Origin of the sequence: Allochromatium warmingii, assembly GCF_900107145.1 — a bacterium.
Lineage (GTDB): Bacteria > Pseudomonadota > Gammaproteobacteria > Chromatiales > Chromatiaceae > Thermochromatium > Thermochromatium warmingii.
The window spans coordinates 49,124-71,493 of record NZ_FNOW01000009.1 but is presented as its reverse complement, the minus strand read 5'-3'; the positions used below and the strand labels follow the sequence as shown (position 1 = coordinate 71,493).

Annotated in this window: 20 protein-coding genes and 1 tRNA gene; 12 read left to right on the top strand and 9 right to left on the bottom strand. The window is 56.6% G+C overall.

All coding sequences use genetic code 11. The features are described 5' to 3' along the window. Nucleotides 1-18: 18 nt before the first annotated feature. Nucleotides 19-1,272, bottom strand: a complete 1,254-nt coding sequence (dsrA, locus tag BLW10_RS04485) for a dissimilatory-type sulfite reductase subunit alpha (RefSeq protein WP_091332600.1) — start codon at nucleotides 1,270-1,272, stop codon at nucleotides 19-21. Nucleotides 1,273-1,824: 552 nt separating this feature from the next. Between dsrA and BLW10_RS04480 the strand changes: the two genes are divergently transcribed. From BLW10_RS04480 to cas6, 3 genes are read left to right on the top strand one after another with little or no spacing between them, the layout of a single operon-like run. Beyond that, nucleotides 1,825-2,016, top strand: coding sequence for a sulfur relay protein DsrC (locus BLW10_RS04480; RefSeq protein ID WP_091332599.1), 192 nt, complete (start codon nucleotides 1,825-1,827; stop codon nucleotides 2,014-2,016). Between the two features lie 35 nt (nucleotides 2,017-2,051). Further along, nucleotides 2,052-2,777 carry a hypothetical protein gene (locus BLW10_RS04475; protein ID WP_091332598.1) on the top strand — a complete coding sequence of 242 codons (726 nt, stop codon included), beginning with the start codon at nucleotides 2,052-2,054 and terminating at the stop codon, nucleotides 2,775-2,777. A gap of 21 nt (nucleotides 2,778-2,798) precedes the next feature. Continuing rightward, nucleotides 2,799-3,497, top strand: a complete 699-nt coding sequence (gene cas6, locus BLW10_RS04470) for a type I-MYXAN CRISPR-associated protein Cas6/Cmx6 (protein WP_091332627.1) — start codon at nucleotides 2,799-2,801, stop codon at nucleotides 3,495-3,497. A 47-nt stretch (nucleotides 3,498-3,544) separates the two neighbouring features. Here the strand turns inward: cas6 and BLW10_RS04465 are convergent. From BLW10_RS04465 to BLW10_RS04450, 4 genes are all read right to left on the bottom strand, one after another. Next, a tRNA-Ser gene (locus BLW10_RS04465) sits at nucleotides 3,545-3,635 on the bottom strand. Nucleotides 3,636-3,736: 101 nt separating this feature from the next. Next, the gene (gene csrA, locus BLW10_RS04460) at nucleotides 3,737-3,952 is read right to left on the bottom strand and encodes a carbon storage regulator CsrA (RefSeq protein WP_091332597.1); all 216 of its coding nucleotides are present in this window, start codon (nucleotides 3,950-3,952) and stop codon (nucleotides 3,737-3,739) included. Between the two features lie 288 nt (nucleotides 3,953-4,240). Then, nucleotides 4,241-5,476, bottom strand: coding sequence for an aspartate kinase (locus BLW10_RS04455; protein ID WP_091332596.1), 1,236 nt, complete (start codon nucleotides 5,474-5,476; stop codon nucleotides 4,241-4,243). Nucleotides 5,477-5,773: 297 nt separating this feature from the next. After that, nucleotides 5,774-5,998, bottom strand: a complete 225-nt coding sequence (locus BLW10_RS04450; protein ID WP_245709087.1) for a CopG family transcriptional regulator — start codon at nucleotides 5,996-5,998, stop codon at nucleotides 5,774-5,776. A 131-nt stretch (nucleotides 5,999-6,129) separates the two neighbouring features. On the opposite strand from BLW10_RS04450, the gene hyfB reads away from it, so the two are divergent. From hyfB to BLW10_RS04430, 4 genes are all read left to right on the top strand, one after another. Continuing rightward, nucleotides 6,130-8,145 carry a hydrogenase 4 subunit B gene (gene hyfB / locus BLW10_RS04445; RefSeq protein ID WP_091332594.1) on the top strand — a complete coding sequence of 672 codons (2,016 nt, stop codon included), beginning with the start codon at nucleotides 6,130-6,132 and terminating at the stop codon, nucleotides 8,143-8,145. Then, nucleotides 8,142-9,089, top strand: coding sequence for a respiratory chain complex I subunit 1 family protein (locus BLW10_RS04440; RefSeq protein WP_177168977.1), 948 nt, complete (start codon nucleotides 8,142-8,144; stop codon nucleotides 9,087-9,089). Before hyfB ends, BLW10_RS04440 begins: the two co-directional genes overlap by 4 nt. Further along, nucleotides 9,086-9,763, top strand: coding sequence for a formate hydrogenlyase (locus tag BLW10_RS04435; protein WP_091332593.1), 678 nt, complete (start codon nucleotides 9,086-9,088; stop codon nucleotides 9,761-9,763). The genes BLW10_RS04440 and BLW10_RS04435 overlap by 4 nt, the downstream gene beginning before the upstream one ends. Before the next feature lie 151 nt (nucleotides 9,764-9,914). Beyond that, nucleotides 9,915-11,387, top strand: a complete 1,473-nt coding sequence (locus BLW10_RS04430; RefSeq protein WP_091332592.1) for a hydrogenase 4 subunit F — start codon at nucleotides 9,915-9,917, stop codon at nucleotides 11,385-11,387. A gap of 135 nt (nucleotides 11,388-11,522) precedes the next feature. On the opposite strand, the gene malQ is transcribed toward BLW10_RS04430, so the two are convergent. Then, nucleotides 11,523-13,079, bottom strand: a complete 1,557-nt coding sequence (gene malQ, locus BLW10_RS04425; protein WP_281241125.1) for a 4-alpha-glucanotransferase — start codon at nucleotides 13,077-13,079, stop codon at nucleotides 11,523-11,525. A 132-nt stretch (nucleotides 13,080-13,211) separates the two neighbouring features. Between malQ and BLW10_RS04420 the strand changes: the two genes are divergently transcribed. The 3 genes from BLW10_RS04420 (at nucleotide 13,212) to BLW10_RS04410 (ending at nucleotide 15,189) form a co-directional block, all read left to right on the top strand. After that, complete coding sequence (locus BLW10_RS04420; protein WP_091332591.1) at nucleotides 13,212-13,892, top strand: DUF1134 domain-containing protein; 681 nt, start codon at nucleotides 13,212-13,214, stop codon at nucleotides 13,890-13,892. Nucleotides 13,893-13,993: 101 nt separating this feature from the next. Further along, entirely contained in the window at nucleotides 13,994-14,305 is a 312-nt protein-coding gene (locus BLW10_RS04415; protein WP_091332590.1) for a YebG family protein, read from the top strand. Continuing rightward, nucleotides 14,302-15,189, top strand: coding sequence for a trypsin-like serine protease (locus BLW10_RS04410; RefSeq protein WP_091332589.1), 888 nt, complete (start codon nucleotides 14,302-14,304; stop codon nucleotides 15,187-15,189). Before BLW10_RS04415 ends, BLW10_RS04410 begins: the two co-directional genes overlap by 4 nt. Here the strand turns inward: BLW10_RS04410 and rimI are convergent. Beyond that, nucleotides 15,169-15,741 (bottom strand): ribosomal protein S18-alanine N-acetyltransferase, encoded by a 573-nt coding sequence (gene rimI, locus BLW10_RS04405; RefSeq protein ID WP_425425882.1) that lies wholly within the window; start codon nucleotides 15,739-15,741, stop codon nucleotides 15,169-15,171. The two genes, BLW10_RS04410 and rimI, sit on opposite strands and share 21 nt — an antisense overlap. 94 nt (nucleotides 15,742-15,835) lie before the next feature. On the opposite strand from rimI, the gene nifJ reads away from it, so the two are divergent. Further along, nucleotides 15,836-19,417: a pyruvate:ferredoxin (flavodoxin) oxidoreductase gene (nifJ, locus tag BLW10_RS04400; protein ID WP_091332588.1), complete on the top strand. Its 3,582-nt coding sequence runs from the start codon at nucleotides 15,836-15,838 to the stop codon at nucleotides 19,415-19,417. 142 nt (nucleotides 19,418-19,559) lie between these two features. Next, on the top strand, nucleotides 19,560-20,576 hold the full coding sequence (locus BLW10_RS04395) for a dihydroorotate dehydrogenase-like protein (protein ID WP_091332587.1): 1,017 nt from the start codon (nucleotides 19,560-19,562) through the stop codon (nucleotides 20,574-20,576). A gap of 110 nt (nucleotides 20,577-20,686) precedes the next feature. Here the strand turns inward: BLW10_RS04395 and BLW10_RS04390 are convergent, their stop codons facing one another. After that, on the bottom strand, nucleotides 20,687-21,490 hold the full coding sequence (locus BLW10_RS04390; protein ID WP_091332586.1) for a class I SAM-dependent methyltransferase: 804 nt from the start codon (nucleotides 21,488-21,490) through the stop codon (nucleotides 20,687-20,689). Beyond that, the gene (locus tag BLW10_RS04385; protein WP_091332585.1) at nucleotides 21,490-22,287 is read right to left on the bottom strand and encodes a carbonic anhydrase; all 798 of its coding nucleotides are present in this window, start codon (nucleotides 22,285-22,287) and stop codon (nucleotides 21,490-21,492) included. The genes BLW10_RS04390 and BLW10_RS04385 overlap by 1 nt, the downstream gene beginning before the upstream one ends. Between the last annotated feature and the right edge of the window lie 83 nt (nucleotides 22,288-22,370).

The window sequence follows — 22,370 nt, the reverse complement described above, 5'->3', positions numbered from 1 at the left end:
CGAGGGGGTCGGCGCTGTTCAGCGACCGGCTTCGGCCTGACGGGCGAACCACTCCTCAGCGGCCTCGTCCCAGCCATCCATGCGGATGTAGGAACTTTGGCGCGGGTGACTGAGCATGTTCGGATCCGGCTCGATGCCGATGCCGTCGAGGAAGTTGGCCAGACCGATACGCTCGATCATCTCGCCGCACCGCTCGTGCTCCAGACCGTTTTCGGCCCAGAAGTCGATGATGGTTTCGGCCAGCTCGACCAGCGTGTCGTAATCTTCCTCAGTCTCCAGCTTTTTGAACGGCACGACGACGGTGCCCATCAGATCGCCGATTTTGAGGGTACGCTTGCCGCCGATCAGAATGGTCACGCCCTTGTCATCGCCAGGATGGAGCGCCTTCGGCATCACGTTCAGGCAGTGCATACAGCGCACACAATCGCGGTTGTTGACCGTGAGCGTGTCATCATCATTGAGCGATAGCGCCTTCGTCGGGCAGCGCGTAATCACATTGTCGATATAGTACTGATGGCCTTTATCAGCGATATACGCCTTGACTTCAGCCTGATCGACCTTCATGTCATCGCGCCAGGTGCCGAGCATCGCAAAGTCAGACCGCTCGATGGCGTTCTGACAGTCGTTCGGGCAGCCGGAAACCTTGAACTTGAACTTATAGGGTAGGGCTGGACGATGCACATCATCAACAAAGCGGTTGACCAGCATCCGATGCGCTTTCAGCTCATTGGTGCAGGACATCTCGCAGCGTGCTGCGCCAACGCAAGACATCGCCGTGCGCACGCAGGGGCCAGCGCCGCCGAGATCCCAACCATAGTCGTTGATCTCGTCGAAAAATTGCTGAGTGTTCTGGGTATCCGTCCCGATGAACATGATGTTGCCAGTCTGACCGTGAAAGGTAATCAGACCCGAACCGTACTTTTCCCAGCTATCAGCGAGCTGACGCAGCATGGCGGTGGTGTAGTGATTACCCGCTGGCGGCTGGACGCGGACGGTGTGAAATTCTTTGGATTTCGGGAAGGCTTTGCCGACTTCCGAAAAGCGCGGAATGATGCCGCCGCCATAACCGAACACCGACACCGTGCCGCCCTTCCAATACCCTTTGCGGGTCTCGTAGGAGTGTTCGAGCTGGCCGAGCAGGTCGTTCGTGACCTCATTGATGCGCTGATCCGGGTGCTGGTCGCGCAGTCGCTTGATACCAGAAATAAAGCTCGGCCAGGGCCCGGTCTCGAGTTGGTCGAGCATCGGGGTCGCGTGCTTGTCGATAGCCATTGCGCGGTCTCTCCTATCGATTAACCAGGAAAGGATATGGTTTGGGAAGATGCCCAGATTCGGCATAAACGCGCCGCAGCAGGTGCGCTAACACGGCGGGTCACTGCGTAACGTTTCTGTGTGAAGCCAGTCGTTTCGACAAGCACAGTGTGCGTATCGAACCGGTCGCTCCATCGGCGTGCGCCACTGTAACGATGGAACGGGTCGTTGCCCATTCCGCGTTCGGGGGAGCGTCTCCCCGACGCGCTATCCCCTTTGAGATAGAAGCCGCTTTATTTTCAGCGAGCAACTCGCCTGAGCGCATCCGAGGCGCGGTTAGATTGTGCGGGGATGCTACAGGCGGTTCGACCGGAAAGTCAATAATTTCTAATATTAACACATTCTAATTTTGTCACAGCCATTTTGACGAGACGACCGCCTGACCAGCGCCAGTGATGGGTTTCAGTTGTTTTCAGCGCAGTGTGCCAGCACATTCACTCCCACACCGACACGGCGTACCGGCCCAACTTTGCGGGTGCGACGGCGTTCCCGCCGATCTACACGGACACAGCGATGCTCAAACTCAGCGAAATCTTGGTTGCTCACCACGACATCGAATCTTTCGACGAACTGATTCCATTGATTCAAGCCGTCGCACGGAGCGGCGAGCGGTTTTTTCGCATGGATGTCAAGCCGCCCTATCCCGACACGCCGGAGAACTGGGAAGACCGACTTGAAGCGGCGTTCAGCGGTCTGCTGCGCTGAGACCTCGATTCCACGACCAGCCGGATTTTGACGCCATGAACACCACCAATCCCTTCGACGCTTTCGCGATCCGTCTGCCGGACACGGCTGCCGATTCGGTTTTAAATTCGAGTCATGCGCTGGCGGCGCTGGAATCGCATCTGGAAGTCCTCACCGAACGGCTCACCGCGCTGGAACACGGCAGCGGTTCGGCCCATGAATTAGCCGATCTACGCTTACAGGTCGCTCGCACCCTGGTTGGATTGGAACGTGGCGCGGAGGCGTGGCCGCTGGCGCGAACGGCGTTCGATCATTTCATCGAATGGGATCAATTTGAGTCTGCCGCCGATGCCTGCGATGTGTTGTTTCAAGCCGAACAGCCGGGTTCGGTCGCCGCGCTCGGTCAGGGGATCTGGTTGGCCGTCACCTGCCCGATTGATCCCGAATTGACCATCGAACTGCTCAACCATGTGATCGACGAAACGCCCGATGATGCCGATGGCGCAGCGGTGGCGGCGACGACGGCGCTGTTTTTGGCCGATGTCCGCGCCGAGGGACGCCAGCGCGAGGATCTGATGTTTTTCACGACCCAGTTACTCGGCACGGTGGCGCGGCGGCACAGTCACATTGAAACTGCCGAACAGCTCGATCACTGGATGGAACGCTTGGAGCTGAAAGAGCCGGAGAAGTTCTTAGTGCGCCTGCGGAATGTCGTCGATGTGCTGGTGCAGGATGACTGGTGGTTCGACCGCGAGGCGTTGCAGCAGCGGTTGCCGTATTGAGCGATGGGGGAACACAAAACCATGTTTTGGAACGAAAACGAGCCGGATATCCCGCTGGTAGCGCATGACATCGTTGATGTGTTGTTTACGATCACCTGCAAATGTCTGCCGGTCGATCATGCCTATGCGCTCTCACAGGCGGTGCGGGCGCTGCTGCCCTGGTGCGACGATGAGCCGCGCTTAGGTGTGCATACCATTCATGTCGCCGGATCGCAAAACGGCTGGGAGCGTCCGGCGCATTCACCCGAGGCGCTGATTATGGTCTCGCGGCGCACCAAGTTGATGATTCGTGTTCCGACAGCGCGTGTTGAGGATTTGGTGGCGCGGCTGTCGGGGCAACAACTGGATATTCGTGGTCAATCATTGCAAATCGGCGCAGCCAAGCCGAAGCCTTTGAGTCAGGAAACGACGATTTTTGCGCGTTATGTGGCCGCCGACGCAAACGCCGACGCCGAACGCTTTAGCGATGAGTCACGTTTTCTCGAAGCGACTGCCGACACGCTACGTGCGCTCAATATTCAGGTACGCAAAGCGTTGTGCGGTAAAACGATGACGCTATATACCCCAGATGGGCCAGTGCGAGCGCGGGCGCTGATGTTAGCAGGGCTGACACGCGAGGAGTCAGTACGCCTGCAATGCGAGGGACTTGGGCCGCATCGGGCGCTGGGGTGCGGGTTGTTTATTCCGCACAAGGGGATTGAGGCGGTGAAAGGGGGGTGAGTTGAGTAAACGCGGTGCTGTTTTAGCGCCAATCTAACTGATTAGATTGGCGGAGAGAGAGGGATTCGAACCCTCGATAGGGGTTTAGCCTATACTCCCTTAGCAGGGGAGCGCCTTCAGCCACTCGGCCATCTCTCCGGAGGGACTTCAACACAGCAGGGCGCGGCGTTGAATTGGTCTAAATCATCAAACAGGCCGGGCATCTTAGCACACCCGGCCGAACTTGCAAAGGTTTTCAATCAGTCGTAAGCGGGCTGGCTCATGATCGGTGCATCTTGACCAACGCCCGCCTGTTCGCGCTTGATGCGCTCATAGATCTCCTCGCGATGCACGGCGACATCGCGAGGTGCATTGACGCCGATCCGAACCTGATTACCCTTGACGCCGAGAACGGTTACTGTCACTTCATCACCGATCATCAGCGTTTCGCCAACCCGGCGAGTTAAAATCAACATTGGTTTCGGTCTCCCTATTCGATCCCTAATCCGAAGTACATGAATTGATTTAATGATTCATCTGGTTCGGCTGTACCGACCGCACCCGCATTGGGGTTGAACCACGCCTAAATCTGACGTTATCGGCCAGATTTCGTGTCCGCCATTCTACCAACTTCAACGGGATATCCATAGTGCAAGACCCCGCTGCAATGAAAATTTAGCTTGATTTTGCAAAAACAAGCGTTGCGTTCGGCGATTTTCGACGAACGGTCATCGTCTATCGACCGCAACGCAACGCTCTGGATGTTAGGCAGCGGCGGCTGGGGCGCGATCCAGCCCAAAAGCTTCGTGTAGGGTGCGCACACCGAGTTCCAGATATTTCTCATCGATGACGACGGAAATCTTGATCTCGGAGGTGGAAATCATGCGGATGTTGATGCCTTCTTTCGCCAAGCTGGCAAACATCTGGCTGGCGATGCCGGCATGACTGCGCATCCCGACGCCGACGAGCGAGAGTTTGACAATGGCGGTATCGCCGGTGACGTGGCGGGCGCTGAGATCGGTTGCGATGTGTTGCAGGATGTCGAGTGCTTGGGCGTAGTCGTTGCGGTGAACGGTGAAGGTGAAATCGGTGGTAGAGCCGTCCGCGCCGACGTTTTGCACGATCATATCGACTTCAATATTGGCCTCGGCGATGGGGCCGAGAATGCGATGCGCCACGCCGGGTTGATCTGGCACGCCAAGCACGGTCAGCTTGGCTTCATCACGGCTGAAGGCGATTCCCGAAATCTTGGCGTCTTCCACAGCGTTATCCTCAAAACTAATCAATGTGCCTGCGCCGTCCTCAAAGCTGGAGAGCACGCGCAAGGGAACGCGATATTTTCCGGCAAATTCGACCGAGCGAATCTGCAACACTTTGGAGCCGAGACTGGCCATCTCCAGCATTTCTTCAAAGGTGATACGGTCGAGCTTGCGTGCCTTCGGTTCGACACGCGGGTCAGTGGTGTAGACGCCATCGACATCGGTGTAAATCTGGCATTCATCGGCTTGGAGCGCGGCGGCAATGGCCACGGCTGAGGTATCTGAGCCGCCACGTCCGAGGGTGGTGATATCGCCCTGTTCATCGATGCCCTGAAAACCGGCGATGACGACCACACGCCCGGCGTCGAGATCGGCCCGCACGCGGGCGGCGTCGATGTCGCGGATACGCGCTTTATTGTGGGCGCTGTCGGTCAGAATGTGAACTTGGGCACCGGTGTAGGAGCGTGCCGGACAGCCGCTGGCGGCTAACGCCATGCTCAAGAGCGCGATAGTGACTTGCTCGCCGGTAGAGAGCAACACGTCGAGTTCACGCGGCTCGGGGCGTGCTTGGAGCTGACGGGCGAGCGTGAGCAGGCGGTCAGTTTCGCCGGACATGGCCGAGACCACGACGACCACCTGATCGCCCTGCTCGCGCCAGCGTTTGACGCGCTCGGCGACGGCCTGAATGCGCTCGATGCTCCCGACTGAGGTTCCGCCGTATTTTTGGACGATCAAGGCCATCGTTGATACCTAGATTGCGTAGCGTACATGGTCAAGAAAGAGTTGCGTGTAGGGGCGTTTTTGTGAACCGCAAAGGCACAAAGGACACGAAGAAAAACAGTATATTCAGTTCGTAACTGCTCAGACTGCTAACAAAAAGTTTATATGATTTAAAACAACGTTTTACGTCATCGTTGATGCGTAAAACCGCCGAATTTCCTCATAAATTATCATAAAATCGAACAATTTCGACAACTGATATACGTCAATACCTCATCACCTACTCAGTTACTCGCGGCTGTTATGTGTCAGCGCAATTTACAACGGCTTATCTTCGGCCTTAACGCTACCGCTGGTCAGCCAGTCGGGTAGCTCGCGGCTTCCGGCATGTTCGATGATGTATTGACGCATCAGTTTACGGATCACTTGTGAGGCGTTCAGATCCTGTTGTGCGCAAATTTCCTCAAAAATCTGCTTTTTGCGCGGATCAATCAGGACTGTTAGACGTGCCGTGCGATTTTCCATACCAGATTCAATACCCAAATAATGCGCCTGTGATGCGCATGAAATGATAACCAGATACGCATTGCTTTCGCATTGGATTATCGTTTGATTATCCTATAAACTTCGACCAATGCAAGCATTCCCCGGCCTCTTGCGCCCGCTTCCTGCACATGATCGCTGATCCATCCCTGTCATTAGCTCTGTTCGCCGTGCTACTGGCGCTGGCCTCGGCTGCGGTCGCGCCGCTGGCCGGACGGCGGCCGCGTCTGCTCCGTCGCGGGGCGGTGCCGCTGCTGGGGATGGCGGGCGCGATGGCCTTGGTGGCGGGGTTGTGGACGCTGAGTGCCGGAACCAGCGCCAGCGCCATTTTGCCGCTGGGTCTGCCCTGGCTGCCCTGGCATGTGCGGCTCGATCCGCTCGCAGCGGTGTTTCTCGTCCTCATCGGTCTGGTGACTACGGCGGTTGGCTTTTATGGCCGTGATTATGTGCGCGATTTTGAGCGCGGGCGCGACTCACTCACGGCACTGGGCGGGTTTAGCGGGCTGTTTTTAGCCGGAATGCTGCTGGTGGTGCTCGCCGATGATGCCTTTGTATTCATGGTCGCGTGGGAGCTGATGTCGCTGGCGTCCTATTTTCTCGTCGCCTTTCAGCATGAACAGGCGGCGAATCGGCGGGCGGCTTTTCTCTATTTGCTCATGGCGCATATCGGCGGCTTGGCAATCCTGCTTGGTTTCGGCGTGCTGGCCGGATTTGGCGGCGGTTTTGATTTCGCCAGCCTGCGGGCCGCTGAACTCTCGCCGCTGTGGGCCGGGGTTGCCTTCGCGCTGGCATTGCTCGGATTTGGCATGAAAGCTGGGCTGGTGCCGCTCCATGCTTGGTTGCCGGAAGCGCATCCGGTTGCGCCCTCGCATATCTCGGCGCTGATGTCGGGGGTGATGCTCAAGGTCGCTGTGTATGGCTTTATCCGCGTGGTGTTCGATCTCAACGGCGCGGTGCATTGGTCGTGGGGCGTGGCGCTGATTGGCATCGGCGGGCTGTCGGCATTGGTTGGGGTGCTGTTTGCGCTGATGCAAACTGATCTCAAGCGGCTGCTGGCCTATTCGTCGGTGGAGAATCTGGGGATTATTTTTATTGCGCTCGGCTTGGCGCTACTGTTTCAAGCAACGGCGCATTCGAATCTGGCCGCGCTCGCACTGGTGGCGGCGCTCTATCACGCGCTCAATCATGCGCTGTTTAAATCGCTGCTATTTTTGGGCGCGGGCGCGATTTTGCATAGCACCCATGAACGCGATCTCGATCAAATGGGCGGGCTGTTGCGGCGGATGCCCTGGACGGGATCGTTCTTTTTGATCGGCTGTTTGTCAATCTCGGCGCTGCCGCCGTTCAACGGTTTTGTCTCGGAATGGCTGATTTTTCAAGCGGCGCTGCAAGCTTGGAATCTCGACAGCGGTGTGCTGCGCAGTTTGGTGCCGATTGCCTCAGCAGTGCTGGCGCTCACCGGCGCACTGGTGGCCGCGACCTTTGTCAAGGTCTACGGCATCGCCTTTTTAGGTCAGGCTCGCTCACGGCATGTACGCCGTGCTCGCCCCTCGCCGCGTGGCATGTGGGTTGGTCAAGGATTATTGGCGGCATTCTGTGTGCTGTTTGGTGTGCTGCCAACGCAGATTCTCAGCCTGCTTGATCCAATCGCGGTGCAACTGTTGGGCAACGGTGTGCCGCAAGCCGATGCCGGCGGCTGGCTGTGGCTGACGCCGATCTCAGCCGAGACTGCGAGCTATAGCGCCCCGCTGACGATTCTGCTGCTGGCGCTGATTGCGGGTGCGGCGATCCTCTGGTTCAGACGCCGCACCTCATGGCGGGTGCGCCGCTGTGATCCCTGGGATTGCGGTTTTGCCCCGCCGACACCTCGAATGCAATACACGGCTGCTTCTTTTGCGCAACCGATTCGGCGCGTGTTTGCGCTGCTGTTTGTGATCGACGAAGCGCAGGAGACCGGCGCGGATGGTGTGACGCGCTATCGACTCAAAATCACGGATCGCACCTGGGGTTGGTTGTATTTACCGCTGGCGCGGACGGTTGATAGCGCATCACGTCAGGTGGCGCGGTTGCAATCGGGGAGCGTTCGGGTCTATCTCGGCTGGACGCTGATGACCTTGCTGGTTTTGCTTTGGATCATCGCACTATGATCGTCTGGCTGCTTGCCTTGCTCCAAGCTCTGCTCGCTGTCGCGCTGGCCCCGCTGCTGGTCGGTTGGGTGCGCAAGGTCAAGGCGTGGCTTCAGAACCGACGCGGTGCGCCGCTGCTCCAGCCCTATGCCGATCTGCGCAAATTGCTGACAAAAGACACGCGAGTCGCGCATACCGCCTCGCCGCTGTTTCGCGTCGCGCCCTATATCGTCTTTGTTGCGACCTGGTTGGCCTGTGTGACTGTGCCCTTGATCGCGCTCGATCTGCCAACGGCGGGCATCGCCGACATCATCGTGCTGGTGGGGTTATTGGCGTTAGCGCGGTTTTTTCTCGCGCTGGCTGGCATGGATGTCGGCACCGCGTTCGGCGGGATGGGCGCATCGCGTGAAATGCTGATCTCAGCACTGGCGGAACCGGCGTTGCTGATGGCGGTATTTACGTTGGCCATGACTGCGCACAGCACCAGTCTGGTCGGGGTGATGGAGCATCATCTAACTGACGGTTTTTTGCTGCGTCCGTCCTATCTATTTGCTTTTGGCGCACTGGTGCTGGTGGCGCTGGCCGAATGCGGGCGCATTCCTATTGACAATCCGGCGACGCATCTGGAACTGACGATGGTTCACGAGGCGATGTTGCTCGAATACACCGGACGCTATTTGGCGCTGATGGAGTGGGCGGCCTGGATCAAGCTGTTGCTCTATGGCGTGTTGCTGGTCAACGTGTTTTTGCCCTGGGGCATTGCCACCGCGTTCACGCCGACGGCGCTGGCGCTGGGGTTGATCGCGGTGGTGGTCAAGCTGGCGCTCTTGGGCGCGGCGCTGGCAGTGGGCGAAACTGTGACGGCAAAGATGCGGCTGTTTCGGGTGCCCGGATTTTTGAATTTAGCGCTGCTGCTCGGTCTCTTGGGACTGCTGAGTCATGTGATTTTGGAGGTCGGCGCGTGAGTCTGGCACTGCTGCCGCTGTTGCAACAATTCGTCGTGCTATTGGCGGCGCTGGCGCTATTTCTGTCATTCGTACTGTTGGCGCAAATGCGCTTAGTCGCCGCGATTCATGTGTTCGCGTGGCAAGGCGCATTGGTGGCGGCGGTGACGCTGACCGTAGCGGTAGCGGGTGCAGTTGAGCATCTGTATTTTTCGGCGGTTCTCACGCTGGCGCTCAAGGCGCTGCTGATTCCGTGGATGCTGCATCGGCTGGTGCGGCGGCTAGGGTTGGAGCGACACACCGAACGGCTACGGCATCCGGCGCTGGTGGTGATGGCGGGAGTGGCGCTGGTGATTTTTAGCTATTGGCTGGTGTTGCCGATGGTCGAACAAGGACAGGCATTTACGCGCAATATCATCGCTGTGAGTTTGGCGCTGGTGCTGATTGGGTTGCTGATGATGGTATTTCGTCAGCAAGCGGTGGCGCAGGTGCTGGGGTTTATGTCGATGGAAAATGGGCTGTTTTTGGCGGCGGTCTCGGCGACCGCTGGAATGCCGCTGGTAGTTGAATTGGGCGTGGCTTTTGATCTGCTGGTGGCGATGGTGCTGTTTGGCGTGTTTTTCTTTCAGATCCGTGAAAGTATTGATTCGCTCGATGTGGATCGGCTCAATCGGTTGACGGAGGTTGAGTCGTGATCGACGAACCGCTTATTAATCGACAGGATTAACAGGATGACGCAGGATTGACAGGATTATTTATAAGTTTTTATCCATCCTGTTTATCCTGATTAATCTTGTTAATCCTGTCTAGTTTTGGTCACAAAGCTCCTCCCTAGATTCTAAACTGATGACCGCCCTGCTCCTCACATTGCTGACGCCCTTAATCGGCGGACTCGCGCTGTTTCTGGTGCGGGCGCTCGCGCCAGCAGGTTGGCTCAATCTGGCGGTTTCTGGCCTGACGCTACTCGGTTCGCTGTGGTTGGCGTGGACGGTCGCACAGGTCGAGGTGATCGCCGGACTAGGCTTTCGCGTCGATGCCTTCAATGTCTATCTGATTGTGCTGACCGCTTTTGTTGGGCTGACCACGGCGATTTTTTCACGGCCCTACATGCAGTATGTGCAGGCCAGTGGCCGCATCAGCGTGCTCAATCTGCGCCTGTATCACAGCCTCTATCAGGCGTTCATGCTGACGATGCTGGTGGCGTTGACGACCGATAATCTCGGCGTGCTCTGGGTGGCGGTCGAGGGCGCAACGCTGGCGACTGTGCTCTTAGTCTCGCTCTATCGCACGCCGGAAGCGGTCGAGGCGGCGTGGAAATATTTCATTCTCTGTGGCGTCGGCATTGCGCTGGCGCTGTTCGGCACGGTGCTAACCTATTTTGCCGCGCAACTGGTACTCGCTGACACCGAAGCCGGTCTAACGTGGAGTGTGCTCCACGCGCACGCCGCCGCGCTCGATCCGACGGTGATGCGGATTGCCTTTGTGTTTCTGCTGGTCGGTTATGGCACCAAAGTGGGTTTAGTGCCAATGCACCAATGGCTCCCCGACGCCCATTCTGAAGGGCCAACGCCGATGTCAGCGGTGCTTTCGGGGCTGTTGCTCAATGTCGCGCTCTATGCTGTGGTGCGGCTCAAAATGCTGGTTGATGGCTCGCTGGCTGCGACCGATACGCCGCATCTGGCCGGGGCGCTGCTGATGGGTTTTGGACTGGTGTCATTCATGGTTGCGGCGCTATTTCTGCACCGTCAGCGCGACATCAAGCGGCTGTTTAGCTATTCGTCGATTGAGCACATGGGGTTGATGACCTTTGCGTTTGGACTCGGCGGGCCACTGGCCACCTTCGGCGCATTGCTGCACATGCTGGTGCATTCGCTCACCAAATCGGCGATCTTCGTCACCGTCGGGCACGCGACCCATTTGGCCGGCACCCAGTCGATTGAGCGGATTCGCGGCTTAATCCGCACCCAGCCGACGATTGGCTGGTCGCTACTATTTGGCGTGGTGGCGATTGCTGGTTTTCCGCCGTTTGGGGTCTTTACCAGCGAATTTTTGTTATTAACGGCGACGATGCAGACGCATCCGTGGTTGACGCTGGTGCTGTTGAGCGGACTGGCGATTGCGTTTGCTGGATTATTTCGCCATCTGCATCCGATGGTGTATGGCACCGCGCCCGACGGTCAGGCACCAGTCACGGCGAATCTACTGCCGGTGTTTGTACATCTGGGGCTGGTGTTGTGGCTCGGATTGGCGATTCCTGATTTTCTCGCGCACTGGCTGAATCGGGCGACGGCGTTGATTGCGGGTGGGGGGGTGTTGTGAATGGATTTAATTCGCTGATGTGATTTCGTTAACACAGGTTAACACGCATCATCTCTCTTGCACCCACAAGAAAAGCTCGTAGAAAAATTCCACGAGCGTTATAGATATTATTATAATTGCGTATGATCTGTTATTTTAAGCTGGATCAAACGGCCGCCGCCCATATAATCGACTTAATCGCAATAAGCGTTCTGCTGCTGACGCATCAAGCTGTTCAGCACGATAGCGCCAGAGCCAATTTCCCTCTGCTGTGCCCGGGTGATTCATGCAGGCATCTGCGCCAAGATTGAGCACATCTTGCATCGGAAATAGCGCTAAATCGGCAACTGATCCCAATGCTGCTCGAATCACATCCCAATTAACCGCCGCGCCATCGCTATTGAGATAAGCCAACACGTGCGCCCGTAATGGTTCAGTGCGTTCTGCCCACCAGCCGAGCAGCGTATTATTATCATGCGTTCCGGTATAAACAGCTAATGCGCGGCGATGTTGATGCGGCAAAAACGATGAATTTCCAAAGCCGTCTGCTAAATCTTCAAAGCCGAATTGCAGCACCGCCATGCCGGGTAATGCCAGCGTATCGCGCAAAGTTTCGACATCTTCGGTAATGACGCCGAGATCTTCCGCAATTAAAGGTAAATTCTCACCTAACGCATTGCGGAGGGCGTGAAATAATTCCAAACCTGGCCCGGGTACCCAGCGGCCATTGATGGCGGTTTCTTCGGTTGCGGGAATTTCCCAATAGCCAGCAAAGCCGCGAAAATGGTCAATGCGCACTAAATCAACTAATTCAAGCGCCCGGCGCAGTCGTTCAATCCAGAAGCGATACCCATCTGCGGCTAACACTGGCCAGCGATAGAGTGGATTACCCCAACGCTGACCGGTGGCGCTGAAATAATCGGGTGGCACTCCAGCAATTACCGTCGGATGGCCGTGGGCGTCGAGTTCAAACCAATCGGGATGCGTCCAGACTTCGCTGGAATCATGGGCGACAAAAATCGGAATATCGCCAATCAATCGCACGCCGCGTGCATGCGCATAAGTGCGTAGATCTGACCATTGACGATGGAATACGTATTGAATAAAACGCTGCAATTCGATTTCAGCATCATGGCGTTTGATCCATTTATTCAGCGTTGCGCGTTTGCGCTGGGCTAACGCTGGCTCCCAGTCTGTCCACGGGCGCAAAGCATGGTAGGTTTTCAGAGCGTGATAGAGCGCATAATCATCCAGCCAAAACGCTTCGCGGGCGCAAAATTGGGTATAGAGCGTGCGATCTGCTTCATTAGCGCGTTCATTAAAACCAGCCCAAGCTAATTCGAGCAGCCGCGTTTTCCAGGGTGCGACGATGCCAAATTCAACCGAATCATCGGGAAACTCTGGTCGCTCATCTAAATCAGAGGTTTGGAGCCAGCCGCACTCCAACAACGCATCTGGGCTAATCAGCAGCGGATTGGCGGCAAAAGCCGAGGTGCATTGATAGGGCGAGTCACGATAACCGGTCGGCCCCAGCGGCAACATCTGCCACAGACCCTGCCCTGCGGCGGCGAGAAAATCGACGAAGCGGTAGGCGCTTGGCCCCAGATCACCAATCCCGTAGGGGCTTGGCAGCGAAGTCGGATGAAGCAGGAGGCCGCTGGTGCGGTGCATGATGATGACGTGCTCCGGTTGAACGCGGTAGGTTGAACGCAAAGTCTACCGAAAGCGCGACCTAAAAACTCGCTTAATCGGCTGTTGCTTGCCGCTTGTGCGCCGGATGCCTAGACTGATTTGCCCGATGCCGGTGTGCTAACAGTGTAAAACGTTGAGCAAGAGGAAAACGCGATGAGACGACGGATTGCTGCAAGTTGGTTCTGGATTGTGGTTCTCGGCGGCTGCGTGCAGGCGCAACCCTATGATTCAACAAGTCAAACGGGCGCTCCGCCGGTGCAAGCGTATGATCCCTATGATCCTCGGAGCACACCGAGCAGCGGTCAGGCTGGCGGTTCGGGTGGCAATGTGGCGACGACACCGGCGACGCGGGAGACCTTTAGTCAGCAGGAAATTTTGAATCAGGTCGAGGGGGTTTTTGGGCAGAGTGTGCAACAGTTGGCGTTGGCGGTGCAGCAATTATTTCGTGAGCAAGGTGAGCCGAATGGCTATATTGCCGGTGAGGAATTTGGTGCGGCGCTGGGAATTGGGGTGCGCTATGGTCGCGGTAAATTAACAACGCGCCGCACGCAAAATTTACCAGTATTTTGGCAAGGCCCATCAATTGGATTTGATTTAGGTGTGAATATAGCGAAGGTGTTTATTCTTGTTTATCATTTGCCCAGTGAAGCAGCGTTATTTCAGCGATTTCCCGGGGTTGAAGGTAGTCTATACGTGATTGGTGGGGTGGGTGTGAATTATCTAAAATCCGGTCATACAGTGGTTGCGCCAATTCGTCTCGGGGCTGGTTGGCGACAAGGGGTCAGTGCTGGATATATTAGCTTTACGCGCACGGAGAATTATAATCCGTTTTGAGTAGGGGCTGGCAGCTTCCAGTGTGTTATTACGAAAGCAATGCACTGCCTAAAATCCTTTATACTCACCACCTAGACTACTCTTAAAGAGATACAACCACCGTGATTGAAATTGAGTACATCGTCAAAGACCGCCGGGGAGTCGAACGCTTGCGCACCGCCGATAAAAAAGCCGCTGAAGCCTATGATCGCATTCTGGAAAATGCCGAACGCCTCGCCGAGTGGCTTCGCGCTGAAGCGGTGTTACCGCAATTGCCAGATGAAGATTTGGAGACGTTGACGGTGCATCTGGCACGTCATGCGCGTGAGGTTGAATTGTTGCTGAAGGGCAAGCCGCTCGAACGCGAATCGGAGACCGACATCACACCTGCGGCACCGTCGCAACCGGTATCGCTCAAGGCCGTGACCGGGTGAAATCTTCGCTTCGTTGGTTGGCGCTGGGATTGGCGCTCATCAGCGCCCCAATCTCGGCATTGATAAACGGTCAGTTCGATGCCGCTGACCGTTATGCCGCTGTCGTCGTGATCTGGAGCGACGCAACGCGCCGTTGCAGCGCGACGAAGATCGCGCCTGATACCTTGCTCACTGCGGCGCATTGCGTCGTCGATGTCAAAACCGGCGCACTCGCTCCCGCCTTTCAAGCCGCTGGTACGCTGCATGTTGGCACCACGCCCGAAGCGACACCCGCGACCACTCTGAGCGTGACGGTACGAGCGACCCAACTCCCGCCCGCGTTCGCTGACGGATTTCAGCGCCTGTATACCTATCAACAATCGCTGATCGCTGAGTATCGCGCTCGCTACAGCGGCGATGCGTTAGCGCAACGCATTCGGCGCGTTCAAGCTGAGGCGCGGATTACGGATCGCTTTCCTGATGCGGCACTGGTGCAGCTTGCGACTCCAACCCCAATGATCCCCATGCAGCCGCTGAGTCTGGCCCCATTGCCTGCTGGCGCGGCGGTGATTTTGGTCGGCTACGGGTGCGAGCGGGTGCGCGATTGGCAGCGCCCCGACCGACACAGCCGTCCGGCGCGGCGGCATTGGGGTCAGAGTGAAGTGATCCGCGTCGATGCAGTGAATTTCTATACCTTCGGCAGTGAGCGCCGCGCTGGGAGTGCCACTTTATGCCCGGGCGATTCCGGCGGCCCGGTGCTGTTGAATAATCAGGTTGTCGGTGTGCATGGTACGGTCTGGGGGCTGAGTGGGCGCGATACCGCACGCTCGAATATGTCGGTTAATCTGCACGCGCTGGCGGATTGGCTGTCTAGCTTCCAACCGTCAGCTTTCAGCCACCAGTAATTCCCGCGCCATGACTAGGGCATCTTCGCGCCCGTTGGCGGCGGGATAATAGTTGCGTCGCCGACTGATTTCGCAAAATCCCTCAGCCCGATACAGCGCCAGCGCGGCAGTATTCGAGACCCGTACTTCTAAAAATGCCATATCAGCATTGCGTTTACGCGCCAGCCATAGCAGATGCCGCAGCATCTGGCGACCCAGCCCGCGCCCCTGCCAGTCGGGATGCACGCTGAGGTTGAAAATCTGGCACTCCCCGACCGCCACCGCCATCACGCCATGCGCGACAAGCATGGCGTCGATTTCACCGAGCCAGCACTGATAGCGTGTCTTGAGACAGTCAGCGAAAATCTCCCGACTCCAGGGAAACGCATAGGCCGCCTGCTCGACGGTCAGCACCGCCGCTAAATCCGCTTCACACATAGGCCGCAGTCGTAGACGTGCGCCCGTCATCGTCTCAGTCATCACGCTCTGTCCCCAAAGATATGCACGCCACGCGCCCAGCGTGCGCACTTGATCTCGGTCAGGATAACCGCGATTCGTGCCGCCGCTCGTCACATCCGGTCACCAATACAGCATATTTTCGGTCTATAGTGTCGATTGAAAATGCCGCGCTTGGCATCCCGTTTCACTCACATCACTGGACAGTCCGATGTCGCACCAGAGCCTAGTCACACTCGACGGCAACGAGGCCGCCGCTTATGTCGCGCACCTCACCAACGAAGTCATCGCCATTTATCCCATCACCCCGTCATCGAATATGGGCGAATGGGCCGATGAATGGTCGTCGTTGGGCGTGAAAAATCTATGGGGCACGATCCCCGATGTCGTCGAGATGCAGAGCGAGGGCGGCGCAGCAGGCGCAATTCATGGGGCGCTGCAAGGTGGGTCATTGGCGACGACCTTCACCGCCTCACAGGGATTGTTGTTGATGATCCCGAATATGTACAAGATCGCTGGCGAACTGACCCCAACGGTGTTTCATGTCTCGGCGCGGGCGCTCGCCGCTCAGGCACTATCGATCTTCGGCGATCATTCCGATGTGATGGCCTGTCGTGCGACTGGCTATGCCATGCTCTGCGCCGCGTCGGTGCAAGAAGTGATGGATTTTGCGCTGATTGCGCAGGCCGCGACGCTCGAAAGCCGTTTGCCGTTCGTGCATTTTTTCGACGGTTTCCGCACCTCGCATGAGGTCAACAAGATCGAGCGGCTGCCAGTTGCGACCATCCGCGCCCTGATCGACGAAAAGCTGGTCAGGGCGCATCGTGAACGCGGACTCAATCCCGATCATCCCAAACTGCGCGGCACCTCGCAGAATCCTGATGTGTATTTTCAGGGCCGCGAGACCGTTAATTCCTATTACGCTGCCGCGCCCGCCATCGTGCAGGGCGTGATGGATCGCTTCGCGGCGCTCACCGGTCGTCAATACCAGTTATTTGAGTATGTCGGTGCAGCGAATGCCGAGCGCGTGCTGATGCTGATGGGGTCGGGGCTGGGCGCAGCGGAAGAGACGGTCGAGCATCTGACTGCACGCGGCGAGCGGGTCGGGTTGCTCAAAATTCGGCTGTTCCGACCCTTTGATGCCGCTGCGCTCATCGCTGCGCTGCCGCCGACGGCGACGCGCCTCGCGGTGCTCGACCGCACCAAAGAACCCGGCTCCGATGGTGAGCCACTCTATAAAGATGTCGTCACCGCGCTCGCCCGTGCGTTCGCGGCTGGGGAACGTCAGATGATGCCGCGTGTGATCGGCGGGCGCTATGGTCTTGGCTCGAAAGAATTTACCCCGGCGATGGTCAAGGCCGTGTTCGATGAGCTGATGCAGGATGCACCGAAAAATCCCTTCACCATCGGCATCAACGATGATCTCAGTCACAGCAGTTTAGCTTGGGATCCCGATTTCAAAGCCGATGCGCTCCAGGGCGTGACTGCCTGCGTGTTCTATGGTCTCGGCTCAGACGGCACGGTCTCGGCGAATAAAAACTCGATCAAAATTATCGCTGAAGAAACGCCCAATCACGGTCAGGGCTATTTTGAATATGACTCGAAAAAAGCCGGCGCAGTGACCATCAGTCATCTGCGTTTTGGCCCCAATCCGATCAAAAGCACCTATCTGATCGGCGATAACGAGGCCAGTTTTGTCGCCTGTCATCAGCCGGTGTTTCTCAGCCGCTATGACATGCTCGACAAAGCCCGCGCTGGCGCGGTGTTCCTACTCAATTCGGCCACGCCGCCGGAGCGCGTCTGGGACGATCTGCCCCAAAAGATGCAGCGCACCATCATCGACAAAGGCTTGAGTTTTTACGTCATCGACGCCTATGGCATCGCGGCGGCGACCGGCATGGGGCGGCGCATCAACACCATCATGCAGACCTGCTTTTTTGCCATTTCCGGCATTTTGCCGAAAGCTGAAGCCATCGCCCACATCAAGCACGCCGTCGAAAAAACCTACGGCAAAAAAGGTCAGGCGCTGCTCGACCGCAATTATCAAGCCATTGATGCCGCGCTCGCCGGCCTGCATCCAGTCACAATTCCAGCACAGGTCACGAGTACCTTTGATCGGCCGTTGGTGGTGCCCGCCGCTGCACCTGAGTTCGTGCGTCAGGTGACGGCGACACTGATGGCCGGTCAGGGCGACCGGCTGCCGGTGAGCCTGATGCCCGCCGATGGCACCTGGCCGACCGGCACCACACGCTTTGAAAAACGCCAACTGGCGCTCCATCTGCCCAAATGGGATGACAACCTTTGCACCCAATGCGGCAAGTGTCCGCTGGTCTGCCCGCACGCAGCGATTCGCGCCAAAGTCTATCCAGCGGTACTGACCGACGCGGCTCCGGCCAGCTTCAAACACGCCGCGATCAAGGGCAAAGACTTCCCCGAAGGCTATCGCGTCACCTATCAGATCGCGCCCGACGACTGCACCGGCTGTGGACTGTGCGCCGAGGTCTGCCCGATCCGCGACCGCACCAATCCCGAACACAAGGCGCTCGACATGGTACCGGTCGCTGAGATTCAGGAACCTGAACGCGCTAACTGGGACTTTTTCCTCACGCTGCCCGAATATGACCGCACCCAGCTCGACGCGACCAAAATCAAGCACGCGATGATGATGCAGCCGCTGTTTGAGTTCTCCGGTTCGTGTGTTGGCTGTGGCGAAACGCCCTACATCAAGCTGGCCACGCAACTGTTCGGCGACCGGATGCTGATTGCCAATGCCACCGGCTGTTCGTCGATCTATGGCGGCAATCTGCCGACCACCCCGTACACGACCAATGCCGAGGGACGCGGCCCAAGCTGGAATAACTCGCTGTTCGAGGATAACGCCGAATTTGGTCTCGGCCTGCGGCTGGCGGTTGATAAACAGACCGAACAAGCCCGCGAACTGGTTACGCGGCTGGCGGCGCAACTCGGCGAAACCTTAGTCACTGGCCTGCTCACCGCCGATCAAACCAGCGAATCCGGCATTCACGCGCAGCGCGAACGGGTCGCGGCGCTCAAAACCAAGCTGGCTGGAATCGACTCCGATGATGCCCGCACCCTGCTGGCGCTGGCTGAACAACTGGTCAAGCGCAGTGTCTGGATCATCGGCGGCGACGGCTGGGCTTATGACATCGGTTACGGCGGCGTCGATCATGTGCTTGCCAGCGGGCGCAACGTCAATCTGTTAATTCTGGACACCGAGGTTTATTCCAATACCGGCGGTCAGCGTTCCAAAGCGACGCCATTAGGCGCAGTGGCTAAATTCGCCGCCAGTGGCAAGCCGACGTTCAAAAAAGATTTAGCGATGATGGCAATGGCCTACGAAACCGTTTATGTCGCACAGGTCGCCTTTGGCGCAAAAGATGTGCAAACGGTACGGGCATTTTTAGAAGCCGAATCCTATGATGGCCCGTCGATCATTATTGCGTATTCGCCCTGTATCGCGCACGGCGTCGATTTATCGAATAACTTGCGGCAACAAGATATGGCGGTCAATTCCGGGCACTGGCCATTATTGCGCTACGATCCGCGTCGCACCGCACGCGGCGAAAATCCGCTGCTGGTGGATAATAAAGCGCCGAGCCTACCTTACCGCGATTTTATTAACTCCGAGACCCGTTTTAATCTGCTGACCCGCACCCATCCTGAAGCTGCCGAGCGGTTCTTGCGCTTGGCACAAAAGCATGTGGATACGCGCTTCAGTCTCTACGAACAATTGGCGCATCTGGCTGTGCAAAAAGGGCCAGCGCACGAGTAAGCAACCGAAATAGACAGGATTAACAGGATGATGCAAGATTGACAAGATTTTTAAATCTTTTTTAATCCTGTTCATCCTGAAATATCTTGTTAATCCTGTCTAAATTTTATTCAGCTCCCAACACGACGAGGTTGCAACGGCCATGACCCTCAAAACACCCTATCTCGGACTGCAATTAAAAAATCCGCTGGTTCCATCCGCTTCGCCGCTGTCGAAAAGCCTGAGTTCCGCACGCGAATTGGAAGACAGCGGCGCGGCGGCAATTATCATGTATTCGCTGTTTGAAGAAGCGATTACCGCCGAAGCCGAAGCGATGACGCGCTTTTTGCATCATCAGGAAACCGGATTTGCTGAATCGAGCGATGGATTTTTGCCCGATCATCAGGATTTTGAAAATGGGCTAGAACGCTATTTAGAGCAAATTCGGCGCTTAAAAGAAAGCCTCGATATTCCAGTGATCGCCAGTCTCAATGGCGTGACACTGGGCGGCTGGATGAAACACGCGCTCGAATTACAGCAAGCGGGAGCTGATGCGCTCGAACTCAATGTTTATTATATTGCGGGTGATATTACGCAGAGCGGCGCTCAGGTCGAACAGCGTTATCTGGATGTCTTAACCGAATTGCGCGGACAGATTCAAATTCCGATCACCATGAAACTCTCGCCGAGTTTCAGTTCAATCGGGCATTTTGTCGGGCGATTAGCCGCAGCGGGCGCGAATGGCGTGTCGTTGTTTAATCGCTTTTATCAGCCGGACATCAATATTGATAGTCTGCGGCTGCAAGCACGGTTACATCCGTCCAATTCATCTGAAGCCTTGTTAGCAATGCGCTGGATTGCGCTGCTGCATGGTCGGATTCCGCATCTGTCATTGGGTGCAACCGGCGGTATTCATACCGCTGAAGATGCCATTAAATTATTGCTGGCGGGCGCAGATGTGGTGCATGTGTGTCATGTGCTCTTACAAAAAGGGCCGGCTTATATTGGTTTAATTCTGCGCGGGATTAAAGATTGGATGGAAGATCAGGGCTTTGAGTCAATTGACGATTTCCGCGGGCGCGTCAGTGCGCTCACGGTGCCGAATCCAGCCGAATTAGAACGCGCTAACTATATCAATGTGCTCGATAGCTATAGCGTTGCGCCTGGGGTGATGACTTGATGGTGAGCTTTCGGCTATCAGCCGCCAGCAATAAGCCTGTAAGCCTGTAGTCTTGCTCAATCTTGGTCACGAAGCTGGAGTTTCGTGACTAAGATGAAATACATGCTTATTTAGCCGCTTGCGCTAATATAAGCAATCCATGCTTCATCCGGTTCACCGTGCGCAACCGGCACAAAATAGCCATCCGCTTGATTCTGTGCCGTCCAGCCTTGCCAATAAACTTGGATGGCCGTAAATCCCGCCGCTTCGAGTAATTCCCGAATTTCCGGCAGTGTCCAGAGACGCCAATGATAGCTAAAGGCGCGTTCTAAACGCACGCCATCATCGAATTGAAAGTGAATATGACAAACTTGTCGCCCGCTGATTGGATCAAAGGCGGCTCGCTCCCAGCAATAATCAAAATCTTCGCCCGTTGGATCATGGATTCGCCGCCGCTCGCGTGTGAGTCGCTGGGCATCTGGCCCGCCGTGCGCGTCGAGCACAAATAATCCGCCCGGCACTAATTGCGTGCGCACGCGCTGAAAATAGGTCAGTAATGCCGCCCGCGTATCGAGTAACCAATAGCTAAAATTCAGCGCCAGCACCATATCAACCGGCGGTGTTTCAGCATGTAATACATCGGCGGTTAATAATTGGATACGTTCTTGCTGTTCGCTAGTAAGCAGGCGGCGTACTTGCCGCCGTCCCCAAATGAGCGCCTCGGGGTCGTAATCCACTCCCCAAGCATGATGTTCCGGTCGCCGCCGTACCCATTCAATAGCGACTGCCGCCGTGCCGCAAAAATCCTCGCGCAGGATGTGCGCGGTGCGTCCCGATTGCTCGCGAAATAGCCGTTCAATTAAATCAATTTCAGCGGCTGGATGCTGTACCGCGAGTTGATACAGATGAAAGCGGTCACGGCGGCGGTCGGGCATCACTCGACGATTAAACGCGCATTGAGTTCTTGAATCGGGCGATTATTCGGATGTCCCATCACATGCGCGAATTTTTCAATTTGCGCTTTTGAGACCGTAATCGGATGTTTCATGACCAGCCAGAGCACCCCTTCGGAACAGGGCGGCGTCGTTAGCGAACCACTAAAGCGGTAATAATCGCGATTCGCTGGGAGCAATTCTTCAGCGGACACTTCATTCGATAAATGTACTGCTGTATTTGGATGATAGGGCATCATCGGCCAGGTTTTCGCTAGGGCGCGATTTTCTTGGCCTGCTTCCATCATCACCGCAATTACTGCGAGATTACCCGCTTGATCGGCATGGACAAGATGCACTTCCATTGGAAATTCTTTGCCGCTGATGTGATTCTCGCTTGGCGTGTGAAAATGAAATTGCTTTAATTCATACTCACGCCCATCAATGGTAATGGTGCTGCCAGCGTCATAATTGACCTGAATGGTGTGACCATTGTTGATTTCATCCTGACCGCCGGGCTGATAATGAAAGCCAATCGGCGGCAGTTGTGAATCAACGAAATTTTTTAAATCAATCGGCGCTTGATTTTTGCCGCGCTTGCAGAGATCAAAATTCGGATCAAGATCGCCCCAATGATCGGGGCTGCCTGCGCCGACATAATCCCAATGGGGCGCGTGTCCGGCGTGTGCGTCAGCATGATCCGCCGATGGCGCGGCCGGAGGGTCTGCCGCTAACAGCGTGACACTGGCGGCGGTGAGGGTGAGCGTCAACGCGACTGTAGATAAAACGGGCTTGTGCATGGCAACAACTCGTGAAGTTGATAAAGTTGAAAATGAAACACGCCTAGCTGCCACACAGCGCAGCGGAGCAGCCAGAACCGACC

Coding starts and splice junctions, on each gene's coding strand:
- dsrA (WP_091332600.1), bottom strand. CDS start 1,272: ATGGCTATCGACAAGCACGCGACCCCGATGCTCGACCAACTCGAGACC.
- BLW10_RS04480 (WP_091332599.1), top strand. CDS start 1,825: ATGCTCAAACTCAGCGAAATCTTGGTTGCTCACCACGACATCGAATCT.
- BLW10_RS04475 (WP_091332598.1), top strand. CDS start 2,052: ATGAACACCACCAATCCCTTCGACGCTTTCGCGATCCGTCTGCCGGAC.
- cas6 (WP_091332627.1), top strand. CDS start 2,799: ATGTTTTGGAACGAAAACGAGCCGGATATCCCGCTGGTAGCGCATGAC.
- csrA (WP_091332597.1), bottom strand. CDS start 3,952: ATGTTGATTTTAACTCGCCGGGTTGGCGAAACGCTGATGATCGGTGAT.
- BLW10_RS04455 (WP_091332596.1), bottom strand. CDS start 5,476: ATGGCCTTGATCGTCCAAAAATACGGCGGAACCTCAGTCGGGAGCATC.
- hyfB (WP_091332594.1), top strand. CDS start 6,130: ATGATCGCTGATCCATCCCTGTCATTAGCTCTGTTCGCCGTGCTACTG.
- BLW10_RS04440 (WP_177168977.1), top strand. CDS start 8,142: ATGATCGTCTGGCTGCTTGCCTTGCTCCAAGCTCTGCTCGCTGTCGCG.
- BLW10_RS04430 (WP_091332592.1), top strand. CDS start 9,915: ATGACCGCCCTGCTCCTCACATTGCTGACGCCCTTAATCGGCGGACTC.
- BLW10_RS04420 (WP_091332591.1), top strand. CDS start 13,212: ATGAGACGACGGATTGCTGCAAGTTGGTTCTGGATTGTGGTTCTCGGC.
- nifJ (WP_091332588.1), top strand. CDS start 15,836: ATGTCGCACCAGAGCCTAGTCACACTCGACGGCAACGAGGCCGCCGCT.
- BLW10_RS04395 (WP_091332587.1), top strand. CDS start 19,560: ATGACCCTCAAAACACCCTATCTCGGACTGCAATTAAAAAATCCGCTG.
- BLW10_RS04390 (WP_091332586.1), bottom strand. CDS start 21,490: ATGCCCGACCGCCGCCGTGACCGCTTTCATCTGTATCAACTCGCGGTA.
- BLW10_RS04385 (WP_091332585.1), bottom strand. CDS start 22,287: ATGCACAAGCCCGTTTTATCTACAGTCGCGTTGACGCTCACCCTCACC.